This is a genomic window from Cytobacillus sp. BC1816, assembly GCF_051353635.1.
In the GTDB taxonomy this organism is placed as follows: Bacteria; Bacillota; Bacilli; order Bacillales; family Cytobacillaceae; genus Cytobacillus; species Cytobacillus oceanisediminis_C.
This window is the reverse complement of record NZ_CP195611.1, coordinates 3,951,806-3,977,636: the sequence shown is the minus strand read 5'-3', so window position 1 is coordinate 3,977,636 and position 25,831 is coordinate 3,951,806. Positions and strand designations below refer to the sequence as shown.

Genomic DNA, 25,831 nt, shown 5'->3' with positions numbered 1-25,831 from the left:
TTCGACTTTTCTTTCATATATAAATAAAAAATCGAGCCCGAATTAAAGGGAGGCTCGATTTTTCTTTTTGCCTTTTTTGCCTTCTATGACTGTCAAGTGAGGAGAAGATTTTTTCTTAGCCTTTTTAATTGAAGTAAGGGAACCTACAGAAGCCTTTCTTCCATTGGCTGAGCCCGTTTCTTTATTGTTAAAGCGCCTTTTTGATTTTTTGGCTGCCTTTATAAAAGCCCGCTGTTCCCGCTTTGAGGGATTAAATCTGTTAAAGCGCTGAAAAAGAAAGTATACGACAGCACCAATGATGACAATGACAGCTATTCTCTGCAAAAAACCGGCAGGATTTGAAATCAGGCTGACGGCAACTCCGATAACAGCTAGCAAAATGAGCCCGGAGACAATATAAAATGTAAATGGTTTTTTCAAGAAAGCCACCTCCCTAAAAGCATGATGAGCAATTTTATAAGCTTTTAAACTATATAAGCTAAAGTTTATCGAAATAATTAATGAAAGTTGTCTTCATATTTTTCTTTTCCTATTTCTTTACAATTTAAACAGCAGAATATAACTTTTAATAAGTATCAGGAATAGCTGCATGTTTTACCATAAAGTATCCTGCATGCTGCCTATACTTAAATTTATGCTATGCAAACAAGTCCCGGAACACAGATTACCTCAAATAAGCACAAAATCAAAGGACTGCATCATTAATTATTTTATTCGACCTAAAATCTCATAAAACCTCTATACAATAGGAAATTATATAAAAAATATGAACGAACTTTGCAGGAGGGTCAATCCAATCTGCATTTATTTTAAATCTGATGCAATGGAATAAATGCGTGGGGACATAATAGGAAAAGGAGGTGGCGCAAAGTGGCAGAAGAAAAGGAGCGCTTGGAACAGGATCAAAGGGAAAAACCAATGTCTTTTATGGCAATGGTGGTTATTACCGGATTGGTTGGAGGCATTCTTTGGAGCGGCCTGGCCTATCTGGCTTACGTGTTTAATTTTACCGAAATTCGCCCTAATGTCATTCTCGAACCTTGGACGATTGGGGCCTGGAAAGAGAGCTGGCTGGGAACTCTGATCTCAATTCTCCTTATTGGGGCAATATCAATTGTAGCGGCCTTAATTTATTATGCAGCGCTGCGGAAATTTCAAAGTATTTTCGTGGGGGCTGGCTATGGGGTTGCCCTTTTTTTACTCGTATTTTTTATACTCAACCCAATCTTCCCTGGAATCAGCCCGTTTTGGGATCTTGAGCGGAATACAATTATTACATCGATCTGTTTCTATATATTATTTGGCGTTTTCGTAGGGTATTCCATTTCATATGAAGCTCAAGAAATCAGAGGCAAGACTGAAGATGAAAAAAAGGCCCGCACAGATCCGGATTTAACTTGAGGAACAAAGAATAATCACGAATGTTAAATCTTTGTACATGATTGCAGAAAACTAATGAAAAATTATGCGAAAAGCGCTATACATCAGAACTGTATGAAATTTTGCTTTATGATAGAATGTTCTTAAGTGGGCATTCTTTTTCGATATTGTCAGGAGAATGACTTGAATAGAAAGAGAGGCCCGTCAGCAACTATGTTAAAGGGGGTTGAACATGGGGAAAATACTCCTTTTAAATGGGCCGAATTTAAATCTGCTCGGCAAAAGGGAACCAGGTGTTTATGGAAAAGAGACGCTTGATCAGCTGGAGCAAAATATGAAAGCATTGGGTGCTTCATTTGAGACAGAAGTGACCTGCTTTCAGTCAAATCATGAAGGGGAACTCATTGACAAGCTTCACCTCGCCAATGAAGATGGCACACAGGGTATTATTTTCAATCCCGGGGCATTTACCCATTATAGTTATGCGATCAGAGATGCTGTTGCAGGAATCCAGGTACCTTTGATCGAAGTACATATTTCAAATGTTCATGCCAGAGAAGAATTTAGGCATACTTCTGTCATTGCACCTGCTGCAATAGGGCAAATAGTTGGTCTGGGTTTTAAAGGATATGAACTTGCTTTTCATGCATTATTGGATTTTCAAAAGGGGAGAGGATAAGATGGGGAAAATACAAAAATTACGCGAGCGCTTTACAGAATCTGGGATAGATGGAATGCTGATTACCAGCAGTTACAATCGCCGTTATATGACTGGTTTTACCGGTTCAGCCGGCGTGGTATTAATCAGTGCGGATAATGCACTCTTCATAACCGATTTCCGCTACACCGAACAGGCAGCTAAACAGTGTGAAGGATATGAAATTGTAAAACATACAGGTGCAATTCCAGAAGAAGTTGCTAAACAGGCCGAACAGCTTGGGATCAAAAAGCTAGGCTTTGAAGAGAATCATGTAACTTTTTCTTCCTATAAAGCCTATGAAAAAGCTGTTAACGCTGAACTTGTCCCTGTTTCTGACACAATTGAAAAGTTACGCTTGATAAAGACTGAATCAGAGATTAAGATAATAAAGGTGGCAGCTGACATTGCAGATGCTGCGTTTAAACATATTCTTGATGTCATTCGGCCGGGAATTACTGAACTGGAAGTATCGAATGAATTAGAATTTTTTATGAGAAAAGCGGGTGCAGTTTCATCATCGTTTGATATCATCGTAGCATCCGGATACCGTTCTGCTCTTCCGCATGGAGTCGCCAGTGATAAGGTTATTGAAAAAGGCGATTTTGTCACACTGGACTTCGGCGCTTATTATAAGGGCTATGTTTCAGATATTACCCGCACGGTTGCTGTTGGAGAACCCGAAGATAAGCTGAAAGAAATCTATACAATTGTGCAGGAAGCTCAGGAGCGGGGGATGGAAGGCATCAAACCGGGAATGAGCGGCAAAGAAGCAGATGCCTTAACTCGTGATTATATTTCCGGTAAAGGTTATGGAGAATATTTTGGCCATTCTACCGGACATGGCATCGGGCTTGAAGTGCATGAAGGGCCTGCATTGTCATTTAAGTCTGATGTTATCCTAGAACCTGGAATGGTTGTAACGGTGGAGCCGGGCATTTATATACCGGGCCTCGGCGGTGTCCGCATTGAGGATGATACAGTCATTACAAAGGATCACAACGAAACGCTTACTCATTCTACTAAAGAATTGATCATTCTTTAATTGTACACAATAGGAGGACTAACTCATGATTTCTGTAAACGATTTTCGTACGGGATTGACGATTGAAGTTGATAACGGCATTTGGCGTGTAATGGATTTCCAGCACGTTAAACCGGGAAAAGGAGCGGCATTCGTACGTTCCAAATTGCGCAACCTTCGCACAGGTGCTATTCAGGAAAAAACCTTCCGTGCAGGTGAGAAAGTAGGGAAGGCGCAAATTGATAACCGCAAAATGCAATACCTTTATGCAAATGGAGATCAGCATGTTTTCATGGACAATGAGTCTTATGAGCAAATCGAGCTGCCTGCATCAACAATTGAGTATGAATTAAAGTTTTTAAAAGAAAACATGGAAGTTGCTATTATGCTTTACCAGGGAGAGTCTCTTGGAATCGAGCTTCCTAACTCTGTTGAGCTGACAGTGACAGAAACAGAACCAGGCATTAAAGGGGATACTGCTTCCGGCGGAACGAAACCTGCTACACTTGAAACTGGCCTGACTGTACAAGTTCCTTTCTTTGTTAATGAAGGGGATAAGCTGATCATCAATACAACTGATGGTTCTTACGTGTCCCGTGCATAATTTGATAAAAAAATCCCGACTTCTCGGGATTTTTTTTTATCCTTTATATTTCCTGCCTTCAGCTCCAGGGGATATGTCAGTATCATTGCGATTATTATAATCAGGGTCAGATGCGGGAGTATTTCTGTTATCTCGTGTTCCGCCAAGATAAGCCCTGTCGCCTTTTTTTTGATATTTTAAAAATTCACCCAAGTTCTCATTCATTCTTAAACCTCATTTCTTTGGTAAGTTACTCAGTGAGACATTATTAGTATTAGCTTTTTCCTCATGATTATAAGACGAAGATCTTTTAGCTATAATATGTGAACTCTGCTGTGATTTGGCTTTCTATGTCTATGGTTCCCGGCTGGATAGGCGTGCTGACGGCACTTTTAACAAAAGTGGAGGATTGAAGCGAAACAGGCTGCTCCATGCCTAAAGTTCCTTCTACAACGGATAACGGGGTGCTGATTAATTGTACTCTTAGTGCAGAGGCAATTGTTTCTGCCTTTTTGTAAGCATCCATTACGGCCAGACTTAATGCCTGCTGGTACAATTCAGACTGATTTTCAGCTTCGAAATGAATTCCTCTGATAGTGTTTGCACCATTATTGACTGCTGTATCCACAATAAGTCCCGTATTTTCTATCTCATCGACAGTAATGCCTAGTATATGCTCAACCCTGTATCCGCGGAAAATTTGCTTGCCATCCACAAAATCGTACTGCGGAAAAATGGTGAAATCGGAAGTTTGAATCTGCTGATCTGTTATTCCAATAGCATTAAGAGCCTTTTTGACACTTGAAATGGCAGCTGCATTCTGTTTCTGTGCCTGCAGAAGCTCCTTGTCTTCTGTTAAAACTCCCAGCTTTATGTTAGCCTGGTCAGGCTGTACAGCTAGCTTTCCCTCACCTGAAACCCTTAAAATATTTCTGTTTGATCTGGAATGGCTACCTGTGTGCACAGAATTACGGACAAAGGGCTGATAATAATACATGAATTTCATTCCCCGCTTTCATTGAGGTATCATTCTAGAATTACGCGGGGGAAAGAGATAAAATGCTACTTAATTAATCCCAGCTGTAATTCATCAGCTGCGCAATTCTCTTTGGGATATCTGTATTCTCCATCACTCCTGTAAAAGTTTCGCTCCCATTGCCATAAGCAAATAAAGGGATCATATTGCCTGTATGTCCGCCGGTTGAGCTGAGAGATCTTACTTTATTCGTTAAAATGCCCCCATGATATTTTTCTGCAATCAGGCTTCCTATTTCCCATGCTGCTATATATTGGGGATAAACTTGGCTGTCAGTAGTCACCAGCTTGTCATTAAATGCTTTAATTTCCTGCTCGTTCAAATCAATATTTGCATACTTTTTTAAAACATCCTTCACGCTTTCTGACCGGTAAGTACCTCTATTTTCACCTTTTGCAAATTGGCTGACCATATACTGCGGGGTCGCCTTGATTTCTTTTAACTGCTGTATATCCAGCGGTTCTGATGCTGATATTCCCATTGTTTCATGATCAGCGGCAACCAATACCAGTGTCTCTTTGTCCTTTTTTGCCCATTCAACTGCATATTTTACAGCTTCATCAAATTCAATGGTTTCTTTCCAGATGCTTGTAATATCGCCTGCATGAGAAGCATGGTCAATCCTTGCGCCTTCTGCCATAAGAAAAAATCCCTGTTTTCCTTTTGAGAGTACACTGATTGCTTTTTCCGTCATTTCTTTTAAGCTTGGTTCTTTGCTGTTTTTTAGAGGACGGTCCAGTTTAAAGTTCATATATCCTTTATTGAACAATCCGAGAAGTTTTTCTCCTTTGGCATTCTGCATTTCCTCCCGGTTGGCTGCATAGTCATACCCTTTCATCCTGACCTCGTTAATTAAATCCTTCCCGTTTTGCTTTTCCGGGCTGAAATAGGCTCTCCCGCCTCCCATTAACACATCCACCTCATTATTCAGCTGCTGGCGTGCGATTTCCTCCTGTCCAGACCATCTATTTGAAACACTTGCTGTAAAGGCGGCAGGTGTTGCATCTGTAACTGTATTTGTAGAGATAACCCCCGCCTTTTTTCCGTTTTTCTTGAATAAATCCAGAATGCTGTCTGTTTCCTTCCCATCAGGAGTGACTCCGATCATCTCATTATTCGTTTTTTTTCCAATTGCAAGTGCAGTGCCGCCAGCAGCTGAATCTGTAACGAAATTATTGGCAGATTCGGTATGAACCAATGCCGTATGGGGAAGAGACTCCAGGAACAGCCGCCCATCCTTTCCATATTCCAATTTTCTTGCTATCTCAATCTGGCCTATTCCCATTCCATCTCCAATCATCAGAATGACATTTCGCGGTCCTTTTGTATTTCCCTGATGAGCCATTCCTTCTGCAGGGAAGATGCCAAGGACTAAAAGAAGAAAAATAACCAGAATGTAAGTGCATTTAGCTTTCATAAATTGACACCAGCCTTTTACAACGTTTTTATTGGATTATTTTTTGAAAAAAAGACTTTTTTTACTCAGCGAAAAGCTTGTCCTAAATAAATGTGAAGCTTGCAAATCTAAGTCATATTGTTTTGCCTCAGGCATACATTTTAAATAATGAGAAGCTAGTCCGAAATCAGATGATGAATGGAGGAGCAGACATGGAAACGATTATAGCCTTTTTGCCGAAAAAAATTGCCGAACAAATACAGAGAATCCCTCCGCAAATCTTAGAGGATCTGGAGGAAATCAGGGTCCGTATTTCCAGGCCCATTGAGCTGACATCAAGGGGGATGCCGCATTATCTCCCTTATATAGTTGAGTCAGAGGATGCCGTGCATTTGCTGAATAAAATAAGCCACTTTTCTATTTACACACTGGAGGAAGAACTGAAGAGAGGTTATATCACGATTGAAGGCGGCCATAGGGTAGGACTGGCAGGAAAGGTCATTCTTGATCAAGGGAAAGTTAAGGCAATCAGGGATATTTCCTCTTTTAACATTAGAATTGCCAGGGAGAAAATTGGCATTGCCCAGAATCTGATTCCCAGAATTTACAGGGATGGGTGGCTGCATACCATGATTATTGGTCCGCCACAGACTGGTAAAACAACCTTGCTGCGCGACATTGCAAGAATCATTTCATCTGGTCATCCCAATGATGACTTTCCTGCCAGCAAGGTTGGGATTGTGGATGAACGCTCCGAAATAGCAGGATGTGTGAACGGGATCCCGCAAATGACATTTGGGAATAGAATTGATGTCCTTGATGCCTGCCCAAAGGCTGAAGGCATGATGATGATGATTCGTTCCATGAGCCCCGAGGTTCTGGTTGTTGATGAAATTGGCAGGCATGAAGATGCAGAGGCCATAATGGAGGCTGTAAATGCCGGAATAAAGCTGATTATGACTACACATGGAAATTCTCTGGAGGAAATTAAAAAGCGCCCCACTTTACAAGCCATATTGGAAATGGGCATTTTTCAGCGGTTTATTGAACTGGGCAGGAAAGAAGGGCCAGGCAGCATTGTGTGCATTAGAAACTCAGACGGTGCGGGATATCCGCATAAAGCGGGCGTGATGTAAATGATGAAGGTTATTGGAGCAGTTTTGATCATCATTGCTACAACGTGGGCAGGATTTGAAGCTTCGAGGCATCTGACCGAACGGCCGCGCCAGCTTCGTCAGCTTAAATCGGCACTGCAGTCGCTGGAGGCTGAAATTATGTATGGCCATACGCCACTTCATGAAGCAGCCAGAAGACTTTCTGCTCAGCTTTCCAAGCCGTTATCCTGGTTCTTTGAATCCTTTGCAAAGAAATTGACTGATTCCGAGACGACCGTAAAGGACGCCTGGGAAGAAAGTTTGAAGGAAATATGGAAAATGACGGCTTTTAAACAAGGGGAATTCGAGATCATGAAGCAATTTGGCGAAACACTTGGCAGACATGACCGTCTTTCCCAGCAAAAGCAGATCATGCTGACCCTTTCCCACCTGGAACGTGAAGAAGCAGATGCACATGACAGACAAGTGAAATACGAGAGAATGGTCAAAAGTCTGGGTTTTTTATCCGGATTGCTCTTAATCATTTTACTAATGTAGGAAACGCCGGCAGCCTGAATTGCCGGACGCTGATCAGAGCTTAGGGGGAGAAAAGATGGGCCTAGAGGTAGATATCATATTTAAGATTGCTGGTGTCGGAATTGTGGTAGCCTTTTTGCATACTATTCTTGATCAGGTGGGCAAAAAGGAATACGCGCAATGGGTGACGCTGTTCGGATTTATATATATCTTATTCATGGTTGCTTCCATTGTAGATAACCTATTCCAAAAAATAAAATCTGTTTTTTTGTTTCAGGGTTAAAAGGGGGGCTCAGCCATTGAAATTCTGCAGATAGTCGGATTTTCGCTTGTAGCTACTTTCCTGGCGCTGATTGTTAAGGAGCAAAAACCCAATTTTGCCTTTTTACTGATTGTTTTTGTCGGCTGTGCCATCTTTCTTTTTCTGGTCGACCAAATTTATGCCATTATCCATATGATTGAAAAAATTGCCGTCAATGCAAAGGTGAATATCGTATATGTTGAAACCATTTTAAAAATAATCGGAATAGCCTATATTGCTGAATTTGCAGCCCAGATTACGAAAGATGCAGGACAGGGGGCCATTGCAGCAAAAATTGAGATGGGCGGGAAAATACTTATCCTCGCCATGGCTATCCCGATCCTTACTGTATTAATCGAAACCATCATTCGCATGATTCCGAGCTAGCTTGCGCCGGCCTGCTGAATAGGCAGGCCGCCGGAATGGACAAGCACATATTGCTGGGCAATAGACAGGGTCCTTTAGAAGAGGTGAAAAAAATGAAGCAAAGGATGCAGAAAACTTTATGGTTAAGTTTAATTCTATTCTTTTTCCTGGCACCAATTGTACAAGCCTCACCTAAGACCGGCGAAGCGGAGGAAACGATATCCCCCCAGGATTTAGTGGAATCACAGGTGGAGAAGTTAGATATTAATGAATTGAAAGGGTTTTGGGAAGAAATCACAACAGAGTATGGAGGCTTTTTGCCTGAAAGCCAAAAGGGGAGTCTCTATGAATTTATAAAGGGAGACAAGGAATTCTCACTAAAAGAGTGGGCTGCCGGCGCAATGAAGTTTGTGTTCCATGAGTTTATTGTAAATGGAAAACTGCTGGGAACCTTAATATTGCTGACGGTATTTAGCATGTTCCTCCAGACCCTGCAGAATTCATTTGAAAAAAGCACTGTAAGTAAAGCGGCATATTCAATCGTTTTCATGGTTTTAATAATTATTGCACTGAATAGCTTTCATGTTGCGATCACTTACACACAGGAAACCATTTCAACCATGGTGTCATTCATAATGGCTCTAATACCGCTGCTGCTTGCACTGATTGCTTCTTCGGGAGGTGTGGTATCCGCTGCTTTTTTCCACCCGGTGATTTTATTTCTGATGAATGTCAGTGGATTATTTATCCAGTATGTCATCCTTCCTCTCTTATTTTTATCCGCTCTGTTAAGCATCGTCAGTACATTGTCAGAGCATTACAAGGTAACCCAGCTTGCCAATCTGCTGCGGAATTGGAGCATAGGACTTCTCGGAATGTTCCTGACAGTCTTTTTGGGAGTCATTTCAGTTCAGGGAGCCTCAGCAGCGGTTACCGATGGAATTACCATACGTACAGCAAAATTTATTACTGGAAATTTCATTCCGGTCATTGGAAGGATGTTTACAGATGCGACCGATACAGTAATTAGCGCTTCAGTGCTATTGAAAAATACTGTTGGGATAGCAGGGGTCGCTATTCTTCTTATTATCGCAGCTTTTCCTGCAATCAAGATTTTAATGATTGCGTTTATATATAAATTCGCGGCAGCTATTTTGCAGCCGCTGGGGGGAGGGCCGATCATATCCTGCCTGGATATAATCAGCAAAAGCATCATCTATGTTTTTGCTGCTCTGGCCATCGTCTCCCTGATGTTTTTCCTTAGTATTACGGTTATAATAGCAGCCGGTAATTTGACCATGATGGTCAGGTAGGGAGGAAATGAAGTGGATTTCATAAAAGAATGGGTAACGAACATCATATTATTTGTTCTGCTTGCCACTGTCATAGATATGCTCCTCCCCAATTCCAAGCTTCAGAAATACACAAAAATGGTGACGGGGCTGCTGCTGATTGCGATTATTCTTACACCGATTTTAAGAATTATATCAAGTGATTTTGAAGAGGCTCTTGTTTCAGTGCCAGTTTTTGAGGCATCTGGTGAAAAAAACATGGAAAATTTAATAGAAATGAAGAAAAAAGAAATACAAGCCTCAAGTGATGCATATATTTTAGAACAAATGGCTGTCCAAATGGAAAAGGACGCAGAAGAGGAGTTGATGGAAAAGTACGGTCTGGAAATTGCGAACATTGATATTTTACTAGATGAAAGCAGTGATCAAGCCTTCCCGGATAACCTGCAAAAGGTCATGATCCAACTTAAAGCAGAAGATGCAGAAGCTGAAGCTGTAGAAGTGGTTAAAACAGTGGAAATCAATACCGGGGAACCTCTTCCATCCAGCGGACCCGATCATGAAGACGCAAAAGGAATCGCTTCTTTTCTCGCACAAAAATGGAATGTAGACGCAAACTCAATCGAAGTTCTGGCAGAAGGGGGGAATATGGATAAGGATGGATAATGAAAAAGGACCTTTTACGTGGATAAAAAAGATAATTTCTAAAGACGGGCAGTCTGACAAGAAACCTGGGAAATTCCATTATTTGCTTCTTGTTCTCCTTTTTGGAGCAGCGATCATGCTGATCAGCAATACACTGTTTCAAGAAGACAGCTCCACCGAGGATTTGTCCGTTTTTAAAAATGGGGAAGAAGTGAAGCAGGAAGAAGAGGTGCCGGCATTCGGCCAGCAGAAATCTGGGGGAAATGATACAATCTCCAATTACGAAAAGGCATATGAATCTCAAATAAAAGAGGCCCTTGATGCAATCGTAGGGGTTGAAGATGCAACAGTTGTGGTAAATGTGGATGCCACAGAGAAGAAAGTCCTTGAAAAAAACAAAACGACCCAAACACAGAAAACCGATGAAACAGATCGGGAAGGCGGCAAAAGGAAGGTTGAGGATCAGTCACAGGAAGAACAGCTTGTGATTGTCCGAAATGGAGAAAAAGAGGTTCCGATTGTCATAGAAACCAAGAAACCTGAAATAAGGGGAGTGCTGGTCGTGGCAAAAGGGGCAGAAAATATACAAGTGAAAAAATGGATTATTGAGGCAGTAACAAGGGCACTCGATGTTCCAAGTCATAGAGTATCCGTAATGCCTAAAAAAACTAAGGGGGAATAATAGATGCTTTTAAAGAAACAAACAGTCTGGCTGTTAACAATGCTGAGTTTGGTGGTTGTATTATCTGTATATTATGTAACATCTCCGGAGCAAAAAGGCAGTGATCTGGCTGCTATGGAAGAGAAGGCAAAGGGTGAAATGGAATCAGTTGAAAGTGAAGATGGCAAGGCGATCATTACAAACACTGCCAGTGATGAAATGTTTGAAACTTTGCGCCTTCAGCTTGACGATGAGCGCAGCCGCATGAAAGAGGATCTTACAGAGGTCCTCGGTCAAACAGATCTTCCGGCTGAAGAAAGAATGAAGGCAAAAGATCAAATTGATGAATTAAATGAAATCGCTCAAAAAGAAGCGATGCTAGAAACATTAATCAGAGCGATGGATTATGAAGATGTACTTGTTCGTGCTGATGGCAAGAAGGTTCAAATTACGGTTAAGGCAAAAGATCATTCAGCTTCTGCTGCAAACAATATCATTCAGGAAGTAAGGAACGAAATTGGACAGCTTGAGGCAGTAGCCGTTGAATTCCAGGTTGAGAAATAAATAATATAGAGGGAGCCTGCATAAATTCCTGCGGGCTCCTTTTTATCAGTTTATATTATGTTCGGTAAACTTTTCCTATATGTGCATGATATAAAAGTCCTGTTTACTATAGAAATCTGGCTGAATTTCATGTGAATTCCCTGAAATATTTCACAAAGGATTAGAAAAATATTAAAATGGAACAAAGGATGGAAAGAGAAATTATTATCGAGTACATAATAGGATGTTGAAGTTTTATAAGGTCTTATCGTATGATATTAGTATCTAGTCATAATTAAATCATGCAGAACATTCCTGCCGTATGTTCTTATTCTATTCTATGCATAAAAGTAAGTATACGGATTAAAGGGATTGTCATGCAGTGAGAAAACAAGGGGTGCCAAAATGTTAAAAGTACAAGAAATCCGTGAACTGATTAAATTGGTTGATCAGTCAAATATTGATGAATTTGTATATGAGCATGAAGGTTCAAAAATTAAGATGAAGAAAAAGGGCAATGAAGCAGCGGTTGTTCAGCAAATTCAGCCGGCGGCTGTTCAAGCGTCAGCTCCTGCTCCGCAGCCAGTCCAGTCAGCAGCTGTGGAAGAGCCAAAAGCAGAAGCGCCAGCGCAAGTACCGGCACCGCAGGCTGATGCCGCGGAAGATTTACATAAGATTGTCTCACCAATGGTAGGGACCTTTTATCAATCATCTTCACCTGATGCCGATGCATATGTAAAAGCCGGCTCTAAGGTTACAAAAGATTCCATTGTCTGCATTGTAGAAGCAATGAAGTTATTTAATGAAATTGAAGCAGAAGTTAATGGCGAAATTGTAGAAGTGCTTGTAAAGGACGGTCAGTTAGTAGAATATGGCCAGCCACTATTTTTAGTAAAGCCTGAATAAGGAGCGGTTACAGATGATCAAAAAACTCTTGATTGCCAATAGAGGAGAAATAGCGGTGCGCATCATTAGGGCAGCCCGCGAGATGGGGATAGAATCTGTAGCTGTATTTTCAGAGGCTGACAGGGAAGCACTCCATGTTCAGCTGGCCGATGAGGCTTACTGCATTGGCCCAAAAGCGTCTAAGGACAGCTATTTGAATTTCACCAATATAATTAGTGTCGCTAAGCTTACAGGCTGTGACGCCATCCATCCAGGTTATGGATTCCTTGCTGAAAATGCAGACTTTGCTGAACTGTGCAGAGAATGCAATATTATATTTGTCGGCCCGACTCCAGAAGCCATCAGTAAAATGGGCACAAAGGATATTGCAAGGGAAACCATGAAGGAAGCAGGAGTACCGATTGTTCCTGGCTCCAACGGAATCATAAAGGATACAGAAGATGCTATTCAGCTTGCTGAAAAGATTGAATATCCGGTAATTATTAAAGCGACTGCCGGCGGAGGCGGGAAAGGAATCCGTGTAGCCCGCACTGAGCAAGAGCTTATTAAAGGAATTACCATCACTCAGCAGGAAGCATTAACGGCGTTCGGAAATCCTGGCGTTTATATTGAAAAATATATTGAGGACTTCCGCCATGTGGAGATCCAGGTTCTTGCAGATAATTATGGGAACACCGTTCATCTGGGGGAAAGGGATTGCTCCATTCAAAGGCGTCTGCAAAAGCTGCTGGAGGAAACGCCTTCACCAGCCCTTGACGGGGAAACACGTGAAGAAATGGGAAATGCAGCTGTTAAAGCAGCAAAAGCGGTTGATTATACAGGCGCTGGCACGATAGAATTTATATACGATTATCAAAATCGCAAATTCTATTTCATGGAAATGAACACACGTATTCAAGTGGAGCATCCAGTTACAGAAATGGTTACAGGGGTCGATTTAATCAAGGAGCAAATTAAGGTTGCCTCAGGTGAAAAGCTTAATTTCACACAGAGTGATGTTACATTTAGCGGCTGGTCGATCGAATGCAGAATTAATGCGGAAAACCCGGAGAAGAACTTTATGCCATCAGCAGGAAAGATCAATATGTATCTGCCTCCTGGCGGGCTGGGTGTCAGAGTGGACTCTGCTGCCTACCCTGGCTATGTGATTCCTCCATATTACGATTCAATGATTGCAAAAGTGATCACATACGGCAATACTAGAGAAGAAGCCATTTCCCGAATGAAAAGGGCATTAAGTGAGTTTGTAGTGGAAGGGGTACATACAACAATCCCATTCCACCTCAAGCTCCTAAGCCACGAAAAATTTGTGGAAGGGCAGTTTAATACGAAATTTCTTGAATTGCATGATGTAATGAATTCTTAAAGACTTGTGGAGGTGCTAAAAATGAGCGAAAATAATATTCTCGAAATGAGCCCTGAAAATTCTGGCCTTGGCAAGGTGGAAATTGCACCGGAAGTTATTGAGGTTATTGCCGGCATTGCTGCTTCAGAAGTAGAAGGCGTAGCGCAAATGCGCGGAAACTTTGCTACAGGAGTGGTTGAAAGGCTCGGTAAAAAGAACCATGGCAAAGGCGTAAAAGTCGAATTAACAGAAGAAGGCATCAAAGTTGATGTATATTGTCTTATGAAATTCGGCGTCTCCATTCCAAGCGTTGCCCAAAAAATTCAGGATAACATCCGTCAGGCCCTCCTGAATATGACTGCCCTGGACGCCCAGGAAGTAAACATTCACGTAGTAGGAATCATGTTTGAAAACCAAAAGCATGAGGTTGAATACGAACAGGAAATGTAACTCACCATCAAGCCAAAGACATAAAACCCGTCTTTGGCTTTTCTCATGGTTCATTCTCTTCATCATTCACTCCTTAAGACGTTATAAAGGAGTTTTTAAAGGGAAAATTAAATTTATAAGTTTCCAGCCTGAAATCGTGTTTCTGTCCAAACATAATGCTCTTGTTGTAGTGCGAAGATTCCTTACTTATGCTATTATCTTCTTATGCAATTTTTGGACGTGCAAATGCTCAAAAATGAAAATTACTATGTTAGCCATAAAGGGGTTTTATAAAGATGAAGAGAAGAACAGCCAGAGAAAAAGCATTGCAAGCTTTATTTCAAATTGATGTCAGTCAGACAGAACCGGAGATCGCCATCGAACATGTTTTAGAAGGTGAAAAAAGCGATGAGTACCTAAACAAACTAGTATCAGGTGTCCTCCAGCATAAAGAAACAATTGATGGAGAAATCAAAGGATTTCTTGAAAAATGGACGCTGGAGAGGCTTGCTACTGTAGACCGCAATCTTCTGCGCTTATCCGTTTTTGAGCTGCTTTATTTAGCGGAGGAAGTGCCGGCCAATGTGGTGATCGATGAAGCAATTGAAATTGCCAAACTTTACGGTGATGATCAATCAAGCAAGTTTATTAATGGTGTTTTATCAAAGGTAAAAGAAAAGCTTTAAATACAATAGAATTCTGACTCACACTGGATGTGCTGGCACTTTCTAGATGCAAGCGAGCCGGCAGTCCTTATCATAGGTGCTTCCGGGTTCCTGATAGGGGGATGAAAATGGCTGCAGAATTAATAGATGGAAAAGAAATTGCAAGAAAGAAACAGGCTCATATCGGTTCAGAAGTGCAAAAGCTGAAGGCGGAAGGGATCACACCAGGCCTGGCTGTTATTTTAGCGGGGAATAATCAGGCATCCAGAACATATGTGAAAAACAAGCAGAAAACCTGCGATAAGCTGGGAATGAATTCTATGCTTATTGAACTTCCCGAAAGCGTCAGCGAGCAAGAGCTTATCAGAAAAATCAATGAGTTAAACGAAAGTGAAGATATCCATGGAATCCTTGTCCAGCTGCCGCTTCCAAGCCATATTAATGAAAAAGCCATCATCGAGACCATTTCTCCTGACAAAGATGTAGATGGGTTTCATCCCATAAATATTGGCAGGATGATGACAGCTCAGGATGCATTTATCCCCTGTACTCCCGCAGGGATAGTTGAAATGCTAAATAGCATTGGCGCAGACATTTCCGGAAAGCATGTAGTGGTAATTGGGAGAAGCAACATTGTAGGAAAGCCCGCAGGGCAGCTGTTCCTTAATGAAGACGCTACTGTCACATACTGCCATTCGAAAACGGCTGATCTGAAGGAATATACAAAGCGGGCGGATATATTGGTGGCAGCAGCAGGGAAAACGAAATTAATCACGAAAGACCATGTTAAAAATGGCGCAATCGTGATAGATGTCGGCATGAATCGAAATGAGGAAGGAAAGCTTTGCGGTGACGTTGATTTCGAGGCAGTTAAGCACAAAGCAGGATTTATTACTCCTGTTCCAGGCGGAGTGGGACCTATGACAATTACCATGTTAATGCATAATACGCTAAAAGCAGCAAAGCTTTCCATAAGCAAAATTTAAAGTAATGGCCGCCATAGATGCAAACTCTGTCCATTTCCATTATCCTGTATTTAGGAAACCTGTCATGCAGGTATAAGCATGCGGGCTGAATGGAAGGACAGTTTTTTTGCGTTATTGCTCAGCGGGAGATGCAATGCAGCTTCAGCATAAAGGAGATTGTTATGAAGGAACAGCAGTATCTGACAGTAAACTCACTGACCAAATACATAAAAAGAAAATTTGATGCCGACCCTCATTTGCAAAATATTTTGGTTAAGGGGGAAATCTCAAACTTTAAACAGCATTCAAGCGGCCATATGTACTTCACTTTAAAGGATGAGAAAGCCCGAATTTTAGCCGTAATGTTTGCAGGAAATGCGAGGACAATGAAATTTAGGCCGGAAAATGGCATGAAAGTCTTAGTTCGCGGAGCTATATCCGTTTATGAATCCAGCGGGCAATATCAAATATACGTACAGGAAATGCAGCCCGACGGTATTGGTGAACTTTATCTGGCTTATGAACAGCTCAAAGAAAGACTTGAGAAAGAAGGATTCTTTTCACCTGCGCATAAAAAAGATATACCGCGTTATCCAAGAACAGTTGCGGTTATCACATCCCCTACTGGAGCTGCAATCAGAGATATTTTGACAACGCTCAAAAGGCGCTATCCAATTGCGAACATCCTTATATACCCTGCGCTTGTTCAGGGAAACCAGGCAGCTCCGTCAATTGTGAAAGCGATAACGGAAGCTAATACCTCCAGGGATGCAGATGTCTTAATCATCGGCCGGGGCGGAGGATCCATTGAAGAGCTTTGGGCCTTTAATGAAGAAGCCGTAGCCAGGGCAATATTCAAGTCTGAAATACCTATAATTTCAGCTGTCGGCCATGAAACGGATTTTACAATAGCAGATTTTGTTGCAGATTTAAGGGCCCCAACCCCAACAGGAGCTGCAGAATTGGCTGTTCCGCATATCGATGACTTGATGGAAAGGCTTTTCAACAGGAAGTCACGGCTTATAAGAGCGATGAAAGAACAAGCTGCACTGCAAAATGAAAGGCTTCTAAGGGTGCAGAAATCATACGCTTTCCGGTACCCGCAAAAATTGTATGAGCAAAAAATGGAACAGCTGGATAAAGTGACCGAACAGCTAATGAGAGGCTCAAGAAGGCTGCACGATTTAAAGCTGGAGCAGGCAGAAACCCTGCAAAAAAGGCTGGTTCGGAGTCATCCAGGACAGCTGAAGGATCAGGCGAAAGAAAACAATGATCGGCTTCATAAACTTTTAAACAGAACAATGGCAAACATCCTGGCTGCAAAAGAAAAGGACTTTGCGAGAGTTATTTCAACACTCGAGGCACTCAGTCCACTTAAAATTATGGATAGGGGCTATAGTCTTGCTTATACAGAAAAGGAAACACTAATAAAGACCGTGTCCCAAGTTAAAGCGGATGATATGATAAAATTGAAGGTGTCTGATGGAACCATTGAATGCAAGGTAACGGACGGATATTGAGGAGTGAATGGCATGGCGGATGAAAAACAACTTTCATTTGAACAAGCAATGGAAGAACTTGAAGTTATTGTAGAAAAGCTTGAAGAGGGAGATGTTCCCCTTGAAGAGGCTATAAATATTTATAAAAAAGGCATGGAGCTTTCAAAATTATGTCATGATAAGCTTAAAAACGTGGAATCACAGCTTACGGAAATACTGACGGAGGATGGCCGTAAATCGAACTTCGCCATTCCGGAGGAGGAATAATCTTGCAGCAATCCTTAAGTTCTTTCTCTGAACTACATAAACAGAAACTGGAAATTCATTTAAAGGATTACGTACATAAATTAAACGCTCCTTCTGAGATCAAGGAATCGATGCTGTATTCACTGGAAGCCGGAGGAAAGCGGATAAGACCAATGCTGTTATTTGCTTCATTGGCTGCTTTTGGCGAGGATACGTCGAAAGGGTTGTGGACTGCGGCGGCGATTGAAATGGTCCATACTTATTCGCTCATTCACGATGACTTGCCAAGCATGGACGATGATGATTTAAGAAGAGGCAAACCGACCAACCATAAAGTATTTGGAGAAGCATTCGCCATCCTGGCAGGCGATGCCCTGCTTACTTACAGCTTCCAAACAGTTGCGGAAACGCCTGACGAATTTGCTTCTGCTGAAACAAAGCTTTCTTTAATTAAGGAGCTGTCGAAAGCATCGGGTGCTGAGGGGATGGTAGGCGGCCAGGCTGCAGACATTAAAGGGGAAGGAAAGCAGCTGGGCTTAGAGGATCTAGAGTACATCCACGTGCACAAAACGGGCAAACTGCTGGAATGCAGTGTTGTATCAGGAGCAATTTTGGCAAACGCCAGTCAGGAAACGATTCAGGCTCTATCTAAATTTGCCTATCACCTGGGACTGGCTTTTCAAATCAGGGATGATATCCTCGACCTTGAAGGGACAGAGGAGATAATTGGAAAGCCTGTAGGCAGTGATGAATCAAAAAATAAAAGTACTTATCCATCTCTTCTTTCAATGAGCGGGGCGAAAGAGGCGCTTGAAAAACATATCAGATCTGCAAAAGAAAAGCTGAGGGAAACAGGCCTTCAAACAGAGCTGCTCGAAGAAATAACAGATTTAATTGCAAACAGGGATCACTAAATCGGAAGTCAGGGTACCAAAAATGAATTAGAAAAACGATGGTCTTGCCGCTGTACTTTTGTATCAGCGGCATTTGCTGTTTAATAAAATGATGGTCTTCAATGTGTATATTTTGGTATCATAGGAATTGCTGCCGGGGAAACTTGCACCTTTTTTTCCTGTGGATGCATTAGCAGGCGGAAGAGACACCATCAAGAAAGTATATTCTGAAGCTGTTTAATATGAAAAGCATTTGGAAAATCTCCTGTAATAAGGTAATCTTAAGATACTATCTTTTAGACAGGCTAGACGCTGTAATAAATAGGCTTTGTTAAGGCTTATACCAACACTGCCTAACATAATGTGAAAAGAAAACGGACGAATAAGAAATGAAAGTGAGTGGTCCGCTGTATGGATCTGTTATCAATTAAAGACCCTTCCTTTTTAAAAGGGCTCTCGAATAAAGAATTGGAAAGTTTGAGTCAGGATATCCGCACTTTCCTAATAGAAAAGCTTTCAGGCACAGGCGGGCATATTGGGCCTAATCTTGGAGTTGTTGAGCTGACTGTCGCATTGCATAAATGTTTTGACAGTCCGAAGGATAAAATTATCTGGGATGTCGGACATCAGTCATACGTCCATAAAATTCTTACGGGCCGTGCGTGTCAATTCGATACTTTAAGACAATATAAAGGTCTTTGCGGATTTCCAAAAATGATTGAAAGCGAGCATGATGTATGGGAAACGGGGCATAGCTCCACTTCTTTATCTGCAGCGATGGGAATGGCTATTGCCAGAGACTTGAAAAAAGAGAATAATTATGTCATTCCAGTAATTGGGGATGGTGCATTAACAGGCGGAATGGCTTTAGAAGCCTTAAATCATATCGGTCATGAAAAAAAAGACATGATTGTCATATTAAATGATAATGAAATGTCAATTGCCCCTAATGTTGGTGCTCTTCACAATGTACTTGGAAGATTAAGGACTGCAGGCAAGTATAATTGGGTGAAAGATGAACTTGAATATTTATTAAAAAAGGTTCCGGCAGTCGGCGGAAAGCTGGCCTCAACTGCTGAAAGACTGAAAGATAGCCTAAAGTATCTATTTGTGTCAGGCATGTTCTTTGAAGAATTAGGTTTTACCTATTTGGGACCTGTCGATGGGCATAACTATGAAGCCTTATTCGAGAACCTTGCCTATGCAAAGAAAACAGAAGGCCCGGTGCTCCTCCATGTTATAACGAAAAAAGGAAAAGGCTATCACCCTGCTGAAAGCGACCGGATTGGCACATGGCATGGTACAGGCCCTTATAAAATGGAGACAGGCGACTTTGTGAAACCTGTAAGTACACCGCCAGCATGGAGCAAGCTTGTCTCCGAAACCGTCAGGGAGCTTGCGAGAGAAGATGAAAGAATCGTTGCAATTACTCCTGCAATGCCTGTTGGCTCGAAGCTTGAAGGCTTTGCAAGTGAATTTCCGGATCGGATGTATGATGTTGGTATTGCTGAACAGCACGCAGCAACGGTAGCTGCCGGGCTGGCAACCCAAAACATGAAGCCATTTCTTGCGATTTATTCTACATTCCTGCAGCGTGCTTATGACCAGCTGGTACACGATATTGCTCGCCAGAACTTAAATGTATTTATCGGAATAGACCGGGCAGGACTTGTGGGTGCAGATGGTGAAACCCATCAGGGTGTATTCGATATTGCCTTTTTAAGGCATTTGCCGAATATGGTATTGATGATGCCAAAAGATGAAAATGAAGGCCAGCATATGGTAAAAACAGCTATAGAATATAATGATGGCCCTATCGCTATGCGTTTCCCCCGCGGAAATGGCATAGGAGTGCCTATGGATACAGAACTTAAGCCAATTCCTATTGGAACATGGGAAGTTCTGCGCGATGGCAATGACGGAGCAATCTTAACCTTTGGGACAACCATTCCAATGGCTTTGAAGGCAGCTCAAATCCTGGAGAAACAGGGACACTCCATTAAAGTCATTAATGCAAGGTTTATTAAGCCGCTTGATGAAAAGATGCTGCATGAGTTGTTCGCAGACAATATGCCTATTCTCACTATAGAAGAAGCTGTGCTGCAGGGTGGCTTTGGCAGTGCAATTCTTGAATATGCTCATGATCATGGCTTCCATCAAGCGGAAATCGACCGTATGGGGATACCTGATAAATTTATTGAGCATGGCAGTGTAAATGAGCTAATGGGAGAAATTGGAATGACTGCAGAAGATGTTGTTGATAGAATGGGAAAACTGGCAAGAAAAAAACAAAAAAGGGCTTAAAGAATGAAAACAAAGAAAGAACGATTAGACGTTTTATTAGTTGAAAGAGGTCTTGCTGAGACTAGAGAAAAAGCGAAAAGAGCAGTTATGGCCGGCCTGGTGTTCAGCAATGAAAGCAGGCTGGATAAGCCGGGCGAGAAGGTTAGTGCAGACATTCCGCTTACTTTAAAGGGGAAGGTCATGCCTTATGTCAGCCGTGGAGGCTTAAAGCTTGAGAAAGCTCTAAAAGTTTTTGATTTAGAAGTTGAAAGCAAGATCCTCCTTGACATTGGATCCTCAACAGGGGGCTTCACAGATTGTGCCCTGCAGAATGGCGCCAAATTGTCTTATGCATTAGATGTCGGCTATAATCAGCTTGCGTGGAAATTAAGGCAGGATGAACGGGTAGTTGTAATGGAAAGGACCAATTTCCGGTATGTAACCCCGGCCGATCTTTCAGCCGGTATGCCTGATTTTGCTTCCATTGATGTTTCGTTCATCTCTCTAAAGCTTATATTGCCTGTATTAAAAACGCTGCTGGTACCGGGTAGTGACACAGTTGCCCTAGTGAAACCTCAGTTTGAAGCTGGACGGGAACAGGTTGGGAAAAAGGGGATTGTCAGAGATCCTAAAGTACATGAAGCAGTGCTTGATAAAATTATCGAATTTGCACTAAGTCTCGGTTATGATGTCAAGGACGTTTCCTATTCACCCATTACAGGCGGAGACGGCAACATAGAATTTCTCCTCCATCTGTATTGGTCAGGCGTCAAAGAAGAAGGAGAAAACCTTCTTAGAGCCCAGACAGATGAGGTTGTAAAAGAAGCCCACGCCGAATTGAAAACGAAACAGGTTAAAGAAGAGGAATAGGCTGATGCCTGTTCCTTTTTTTAAAAAGGGTATATAATGTCTGCTTCGAGAACTGTCTAGTGCAAGCAGCCTGCACATTCGAGGTGTTGGGGGCGGGCAGGCCCTTACGCTTTTCTAAAAGGAATTTGTCGAGTTTTAACGAATTATAATAATTAATATACGGGAAAAATTGTACTTTAATGAGAAAATCAGCTAACATTAGAGTACAAAATACTTTAAATTAATTTTTTTCTGCCCGCTTTCAAGCGGCTGATTATAGAGGTGAAAAAATGAATAAAGGGCAAAGACATATTAAAATCCGAGAGATTATTACAAATAACGATATTGAAACACAGGATGACCTGGTGGATGAATTGAAAAACGCCGGGTTTAATGTAACCCAGGCGACTGTTTCAAGAGATATTAAAGAGCTTCACCTTGTGAAAGTTCCTTTAATGGACGGAAGATACAAATACAGTCTTCCAGCGGACCAGCGGTTCAATCCGCTGCAAAAGCTTAAAAGAAATTTAATGGATGCCTTTGTCAGAGTGGATACTGCAGGACATCTCCTTGTAATGAAGACTCTCCCCGGTAATGCCATGGCTATTGGCGCACTTATTGATAATCTTGACTGGGAAGAGATTCTGGGGACAATCTGCGGGGACGACACATGCCTGATCATATGTAAAACCCCAGAAGATACAGAAGCAATTTCAAACCGTTTTCTTGAAATGCTGTAGATAATTCAAGCTCCGGGCGCCATCGCTTCGGTCTTAAGCCGATAGGCTGGCGTTCATCGCTTTTCTTATGAGGTGATATGATTGTTAAACGAAATATCCATACGAAATTTTGCCATAATCGAAGCCCTTTCTGTTTCATTTGAAAAGGGCTTAACTGTTTTAACTGGTGAAACAGGGGCAGGAAAGTCTATCATAATCGATGCCATTCACTTGCTGGCCGGAGGCAGGGGATCTGCAGAATTTGTCCGCCATGGTGAGGATAAGGCTGAAATTGAGGGGCTTTTTATCCTGGATGATCCTAAACATCCTTGCTATAAACGGTCTGCTGAATTTGGGATAGAGATTGAAGATGGAATGATTGTTCTCCGCAGGGATATATCAAAGACAGGGAAAAGCGTCTGCAGAGTGAACGGAAAACTTGTCACTATTTCTGTATTGAGAGAAATCGGAAGTTCCCTTATTGATATACATGGACAGCACGAACATCAGGAATTAATGGATGAAACCTTTCATCTTCCTCTCCTCGATCAGTTTGGGGGATCCAAAATATCCGCTGCTTTAACTGAATACCAGGATATCTACAGGTTATTTGAAAGCACACTGAAAAAGCTGAAGAATTTAAGTGAGAATGAACAGCAAATGGCGCACCGGCTTGATTTAATTCAATTTCAGCTGGATGAAATTCAGTCGGCTCAGCTGAAATTGAACGAAGATGAAGATTTGATTGAAGAAAAAAGAAAGCTTTCCAATTATGAACGTATTTTTGATTCTCTTCAGTCAGGCTATAATGCCCTTCAAGGAGAACAAAAAGGGCTTGATTGGATCGGGATGGTTATGGGCTATATGAATGATGCCGCGGAACTGGACCCCGCCTATAAAGAAATAGCGGAAAATGTGACAAACAGTTTTTATTTGCTTGAAGATGCAGCCAGATCACTCCGCAATGAAATGGACTTCATGGAATATGATTCCCATAGACTTAATGAAATAGAAAGCAGATTGAATGAAATTAATGGGCTAAAAAGAAAATATGGAAAAACGGTTGAAGAAGTGCTGGAATACGCTGCACAGATAGAAGAAGAAATTGAAACCCTGCAAAATAAAGAAACCCATATTGATAAACTGCAAAAGGAAGTTGCTGCCCTGAAAAAAGACCTTCTGGTTGAAGGAGAAGAATTGAGCAAGCTGCGCAGGAGATCTGCTCTTAAACTTACCAAGTTAATTCACAAAGAGCTTAAGGAATTATATATGGAAAAGACAGTTTTTGAGGTCAGATTCTTTTCCGATTCCGAAGTCTTCCTGAAGAACGGGATTGACAGGGCGGAGTTCTATATTTCCACCAATCCGGGAGAACCGCTCAAGCCGCTGTCTAAAATAGCGTCAGGCGGTGAATTGTCCCGAATCATGCTTGCTTTAAAGAGCATTTTCTCAAAACATCAGGGTGTCACAAGTATTATTTTCGATGAGGTGGACACAGGCGTGAGCGGCAGGGTTGCGCAAGCCATTGCGGAGAAGATCCATCATGTTTCCGTGGATTCACAAGTGCTGTGCATCTCTCATCTTCCGCAGGTTGCGGCCATGGCAGATACTCATTTATTCATTGCTAAAAACACAAAGGATGGGCGTACGAAAACAACAGTAAAACCGCTGACCGAAGATGAGAAAGTCAAAGAAATCGGCCGTATGATTTCAGGAGTGGAAATTACTGATTTAACAAAAGAGCATGCGAAAGAGCTGCTGCATCTGGCTAATCAGCTAAAGTAATTTTGATCAATTATAAGGTCTGTTCCCACCAGATGCGCTATCAGATCTAATACCTTGAAAAGCTATCCAAAGCAGGATAGCTTTTTTTATGTGAATGGCTGTTATAAATGCCTCCGATGCAGGCAAAATTAAAGATGTAGCCATTTGACGTGGATGGACTAGAAGCGAGGAGAGTGAAAAATTTGACATATGATGTTTTGCGCAAAATAATTGGTGGAATTCTCCTTGTTTCATTAATTGCTTTAGGTTTTTCCAAGCCTGTTCAGGAATATTTGCAAATACCTGCAAATATTACTCTTTTTGAAGGGCAGCAGCTGGACATTGCAAAGGCAGAAGCAGTGGCGGCCGGACTGTCCATAGATAATAAAAGTGTTTCACTTAATGAAGATAACCATTCGATTTCTCTTCATGCAAAAGAAAATGGAAAAAATGAAATGCTTCTCGAACTGGCGGGTTTTCCGATAAAGAAAGTTGACGTTAATGTCTTAAAAGATTTTAAAGTAATTCCAGGAGGCCAATCGATCGGGGTTAAACTGAATACAGTAGGCGTGTTAGTAGTTGGACACCATCAGGTTAATACGGCTGAAGGAAAAGCTTCGCCGGGCGAAACGGCCGGCATAAAGATTGGAGATATCATTACAGAAATCAATGGAAAGAAAATAGAAAAAATGTCAGATGTTGCTCCCTTTGTTCAAGAAGCAGGCAAAAGCGGCAATCCGCTCCAAATCATCGTAAGCCGTGAGAGCGGAAAGGTGAAAACAGAACTGACTCCCTTGAAAGAAAACGGGGAAGAAACCTATAAGCTTGGATTATATATACGTGACTCTGCAGCAGGCATTGGGACGATGACTTTCTATCACCCGGAATCAAAAAAATATGGAGCACTCGGCCATGTTATTTCCGATATGGATACAAAGAAGCCAATTGTGGTTGAAGACGGGCAAATTGTCAGATCGACTGTTACTTCAATTGAAAAAGGCAGCAATGGCAACCCCGGTGAAAAACTGGCACGATTTTCTTCAGATAAAGAAATAATCGGGAATATTGTCAGGAACAGTCCATTCGGAATATTTGGGGAATTAAACCGGGATATGAAGAACGGAATTTTTGACAAACCGATGCCTATAGCCTTATCTCATCAAGTGAAAGAGGGAGCTGCCCAAATTTTAACTGTGGTCGACAATGATGAAGTACAATTGTTCGATATTGAAATTGTCAGTACGATTCCGCAGAAGTTTCCGGCAACAAAAGGAATGGTCATAAAAGTGACGGATCAGAAGCTGCTTGATAAAACAGGCGGCATAGTCCAGGGGATGAGCGGAAGCCCGATTATCCAGGATGGCAAGATTATTGGAGCAGTGACCCATGTATTTGTAAACGACCCTACTTCAGGATATGGTGTTCATATTGAATGGATGTTAAATGAAGCAGGTATTGATATATATGAAAAAGCAGAAGAGAAAGCATCCTAATACTGAATGGTCTTGAAAAAGGCGGGTAAAACCCGTCTTTTTTTTGTCTGTTCTTGTGCTGTTTACAGGCCACATTATAGGCCTAACAAAAACTATAAAGAAAACAGCTATAGTTATGTTAAAATCAAAATAAAGATTTTTCGACAAAAATACACGAATTATAAAGAGTGTGGCGAAATCAGTCGAAAACAGAAGAAAAACAAAGAATAAATGAGATATA

Annotated in this window: 29 protein-coding genes; 25 read left to right on the top strand and 4 right to left on the bottom strand. The window is 41.7% G+C overall.

Features of this window, described 5'->3' with window-relative positions:
- Positions 1-42: 42 nt before the first annotated feature.
- On the bottom strand, positions 43-429 hold the full coding sequence (locus ACR42H_RS20270) for an SA1362 family protein (protein WP_372675453.1): 387 nt from the start codon (positions 427-429) through the stop codon (positions 43-45).
- Positions 430-870: 441 nt separating this feature from the next.
- On the opposite strand from ACR42H_RS20270, the gene ACR42H_RS20265 reads away from it, so the two are divergent.
- The 4 genes from ACR42H_RS20265 to efp all read left to right on the top strand — a co-directional run bounded on the left by ACR42H_RS20265 (position 871) and on the right by efp (position 3,705).
- Complete coding sequence (locus tag ACR42H_RS20265) at positions 871-1,401, top strand: YqhR family membrane protein (RefSeq protein WP_436372881.1); 531 nt, start codon at positions 871-873, stop codon at positions 1,399-1,401.
- A gap of 211 nt (positions 1,402-1,612) precedes the next feature.
- Positions 1,613-2,059, top strand: coding sequence for a type II 3-dehydroquinate dehydratase (aroQ, locus tag ACR42H_RS20260; RefSeq protein WP_113884386.1), 447 nt, complete (start codon positions 1,613-1,615; stop codon positions 2,057-2,059).
- Between the two features lies 1 nt (position 2,060).
- Positions 2,061-3,122, top strand: a complete 1,062-nt coding sequence (locus tag ACR42H_RS20255; protein ID WP_113884387.1) for a M24 family metallopeptidase — start codon at positions 2,061-2,063, stop codon at positions 3,120-3,122.
- A 25-nt stretch (positions 3,123-3,147) separates the two neighbouring features.
- On the top strand, positions 3,148-3,705 hold the full coding sequence (gene efp, locus ACR42H_RS20250; protein ID WP_113884388.1) for an elongation factor P: 558 nt from the start codon (positions 3,148-3,150) through the stop codon (positions 3,703-3,705).
- 36 nt (positions 3,706-3,741) lie between these two features.
- Here efp and ACR42H_RS20245 read toward each other — a convergent pair whose 3' ends face one another.
- The 3 genes from ACR42H_RS20245 to ACR42H_RS20235 form a co-directional block, all read right to left on the bottom strand.
- Positions 3,742-3,909, bottom strand: coding sequence for a hypothetical protein (locus ACR42H_RS20245; RefSeq protein ID WP_166672405.1), 168 nt, complete (start codon positions 3,907-3,909; stop codon positions 3,742-3,744).
- A gap of 85 nt (positions 3,910-3,994) precedes the next feature.
- Positions 3,995-4,690, bottom strand: a complete 696-nt coding sequence (locus ACR42H_RS20240) for an SIMPL domain-containing protein (RefSeq protein ID WP_436372876.1) — start codon at positions 4,688-4,690, stop codon at positions 3,995-3,997.
- 64 nt (positions 4,691-4,754) lie between these two features.
- Positions 4,755-6,137, bottom strand: a complete 1,383-nt coding sequence (locus ACR42H_RS20235; protein WP_436372873.1) for an alkaline phosphatase — start codon at positions 6,135-6,137, stop codon at positions 4,755-4,757.
- 191 nt (positions 6,138-6,328) lie between these two features.
- On the opposite strand from ACR42H_RS20235, the gene spoIIIAA reads away from it, so the two are divergent.
- The 21 genes from spoIIIAA to spoIVB all read left to right on the top strand — a co-directional run bounded on the left by spoIIIAA (position 6,329) and on the right by spoIVB (position 25,611).
- Positions 6,329-7,252 carry a stage III sporulation protein AA gene (gene spoIIIAA / locus ACR42H_RS20230; RefSeq protein ID WP_113884391.1) on the top strand — a complete coding sequence of 308 codons (924 nt, stop codon included), beginning with the start codon at positions 6,329-6,331 and terminating at the stop codon, positions 7,250-7,252.
- Entirely contained in the window at positions 7,253-7,768 is a 516-nt protein-coding gene (gene spoIIIAB, locus ACR42H_RS20225; RefSeq protein WP_113884392.1) for a stage III sporulation protein SpoIIIAB, read from the top strand.
- A gap of 55 nt (positions 7,769-7,823) precedes the next feature.
- Positions 7,824-8,030, top strand: coding sequence for a stage III sporulation protein AC (gene spoIIIAC, locus ACR42H_RS20220; RefSeq protein ID WP_009332905.1), 207 nt, complete (start codon positions 7,824-7,826; stop codon positions 8,028-8,030).
- A 15-nt stretch (positions 8,031-8,045) separates the two neighbouring features.
- On the top strand, positions 8,046-8,435 hold the full coding sequence (gene spoIIIAD, locus ACR42H_RS20215) for a stage III sporulation protein AD (RefSeq protein ID WP_172581968.1): 390 nt from the start codon (positions 8,046-8,048) through the stop codon (positions 8,433-8,435).
- A gap of 92 nt (positions 8,436-8,527) precedes the next feature.
- A complete protein-coding gene (gene spoIIIAE, locus ACR42H_RS20210; protein ID WP_113884534.1) occupies positions 8,528-9,727 on the top strand; it encodes a stage III sporulation protein AE in 1,200 nt (399 codons plus the stop codon).
- 12 nt (positions 9,728-9,739) lie between these two features.
- Positions 9,740-10,372 (top strand): stage III sporulation protein AF, encoded by a 633-nt coding sequence (gene spoIIIAF / locus ACR42H_RS20205; RefSeq protein ID WP_113884393.1) that lies wholly within the window; start codon positions 9,740-9,742, stop codon positions 10,370-10,372.
- Positions 10,365-11,033, top strand: a complete 669-nt coding sequence (spoIIIAG, locus tag ACR42H_RS20200; protein WP_113884394.1) for a stage III sporulation protein AG — start codon at positions 10,365-10,367, stop codon at positions 11,031-11,033. The genes spoIIIAF and spoIIIAG overlap by 8 nt, the downstream gene beginning before the upstream one ends.
- A gap of 3 nt (positions 11,034-11,036) precedes the next feature.
- The gene (locus ACR42H_RS20195; protein WP_113884395.1) at positions 11,037-11,576 is read left to right on the top strand and encodes a SpoIIIAH-like family protein; all 540 of its coding nucleotides are present in this window, start codon (positions 11,037-11,039) and stop codon (positions 11,574-11,576) included.
- A gap of 384 nt (positions 11,577-11,960) precedes the next feature.
- On the top strand, positions 11,961-12,461 hold the full coding sequence (accB, locus tag ACR42H_RS20190; protein ID WP_436372867.1) for an acetyl-CoA carboxylase biotin carboxyl carrier protein: 501 nt from the start codon (positions 11,961-11,963) through the stop codon (positions 12,459-12,461).
- A 13-nt stretch (positions 12,462-12,474) separates the two neighbouring features.
- The gene (accC, locus tag ACR42H_RS20185; RefSeq protein ID WP_113884397.1) at positions 12,475-13,827 is read left to right on the top strand and encodes an acetyl-CoA carboxylase biotin carboxylase subunit; all 1,353 of its coding nucleotides are present in this window, start codon (positions 12,475-12,477) and stop codon (positions 13,825-13,827) included.
- Positions 13,828-13,848: 21 nt separating this feature from the next.
- On the top strand, positions 13,849-14,256 hold the full coding sequence (locus tag ACR42H_RS20180; protein ID WP_009332897.1) for an Asp23/Gls24 family envelope stress response protein: 408 nt from the start codon (positions 13,849-13,851) through the stop codon (positions 14,254-14,256).
- A 275-nt stretch (positions 14,257-14,531) separates the two neighbouring features.
- Positions 14,532-14,921, top strand: coding sequence for a transcription antitermination factor NusB (nusB, locus tag ACR42H_RS20175; protein ID WP_113884398.1), 390 nt, complete (start codon positions 14,532-14,534; stop codon positions 14,919-14,921).
- A gap of 107 nt (positions 14,922-15,028) precedes the next feature.
- Positions 15,029-15,886: a bifunctional methylenetetrahydrofolate dehydrogenase/methenyltetrahydrofolate cyclohydrolase FolD gene (folD, locus tag ACR42H_RS20170; protein WP_436372863.1), complete on the top strand. Its 858-nt coding sequence runs from the start codon at positions 15,029-15,031 to the stop codon at positions 15,884-15,886.
- Between the two features lie 161 nt (positions 15,887-16,047).
- On the top strand, positions 16,048-17,385 hold the full coding sequence (gene xseA / locus ACR42H_RS20165; RefSeq protein WP_436372860.1) for an exodeoxyribonuclease VII large subunit: 1,338 nt from the start codon (positions 16,048-16,050) through the stop codon (positions 17,383-17,385).
- Positions 17,386-17,397: 12 nt separating this feature from the next.
- Positions 17,398-17,631: an exodeoxyribonuclease VII small subunit gene (gene xseB / locus ACR42H_RS20160; protein WP_258758805.1), complete on the top strand. Its 234-nt coding sequence runs from the start codon at positions 17,398-17,400 to the stop codon at positions 17,629-17,631.
- 2 nt (positions 17,632-17,633) lie between these two features.
- Complete coding sequence (locus tag ACR42H_RS20155; protein ID WP_436372856.1) at positions 17,634-18,524, top strand: polyprenyl synthetase family protein; 891 nt, start codon at positions 17,634-17,636, stop codon at positions 18,522-18,524.
- A gap of 390 nt (positions 18,525-18,914) precedes the next feature.
- Entirely contained in the window at positions 18,915-20,807 is a 1,893-nt protein-coding gene (gene dxs, locus ACR42H_RS20150) for a 1-deoxy-D-xylulose-5-phosphate synthase (RefSeq protein WP_436372853.1), read from the top strand.
- Between the two features lie 3 nt (positions 20,808-20,810).
- The gene (locus tag ACR42H_RS20145) at positions 20,811-21,656 is read left to right on the top strand and encodes a TlyA family RNA methyltransferase (protein ID WP_113884403.1); all 846 of its coding nucleotides are present in this window, start codon (positions 20,811-20,813) and stop codon (positions 21,654-21,656) included.
- Positions 21,657-21,925: 269 nt separating this feature from the next.
- Positions 21,926-22,375, top strand: a complete 450-nt coding sequence (gene ahrC / locus ACR42H_RS20140; RefSeq protein WP_009332889.1) for a transcriptional regulator AhrC/ArgR — start codon at positions 21,926-21,928, stop codon at positions 22,373-22,375.
- An 81-nt stretch (positions 22,376-22,456) separates the two neighbouring features.
- Positions 22,457-24,139, top strand: coding sequence for a DNA repair protein RecN (gene recN, locus ACR42H_RS20135; protein WP_113884404.1), 1,683 nt, complete (start codon positions 22,457-22,459; stop codon positions 24,137-24,139).
- Positions 24,140-24,321: 182 nt separating this feature from the next.
- Complete coding sequence (spoIVB, locus tag ACR42H_RS20130) at positions 24,322-25,611, top strand: SpoIVB peptidase (RefSeq protein WP_436377029.1); 1,290 nt, start codon at positions 24,322-24,324, stop codon at positions 25,609-25,611.
- The last annotated feature ends 220 nt before the right edge of the window (positions 25,612-25,831 follow it).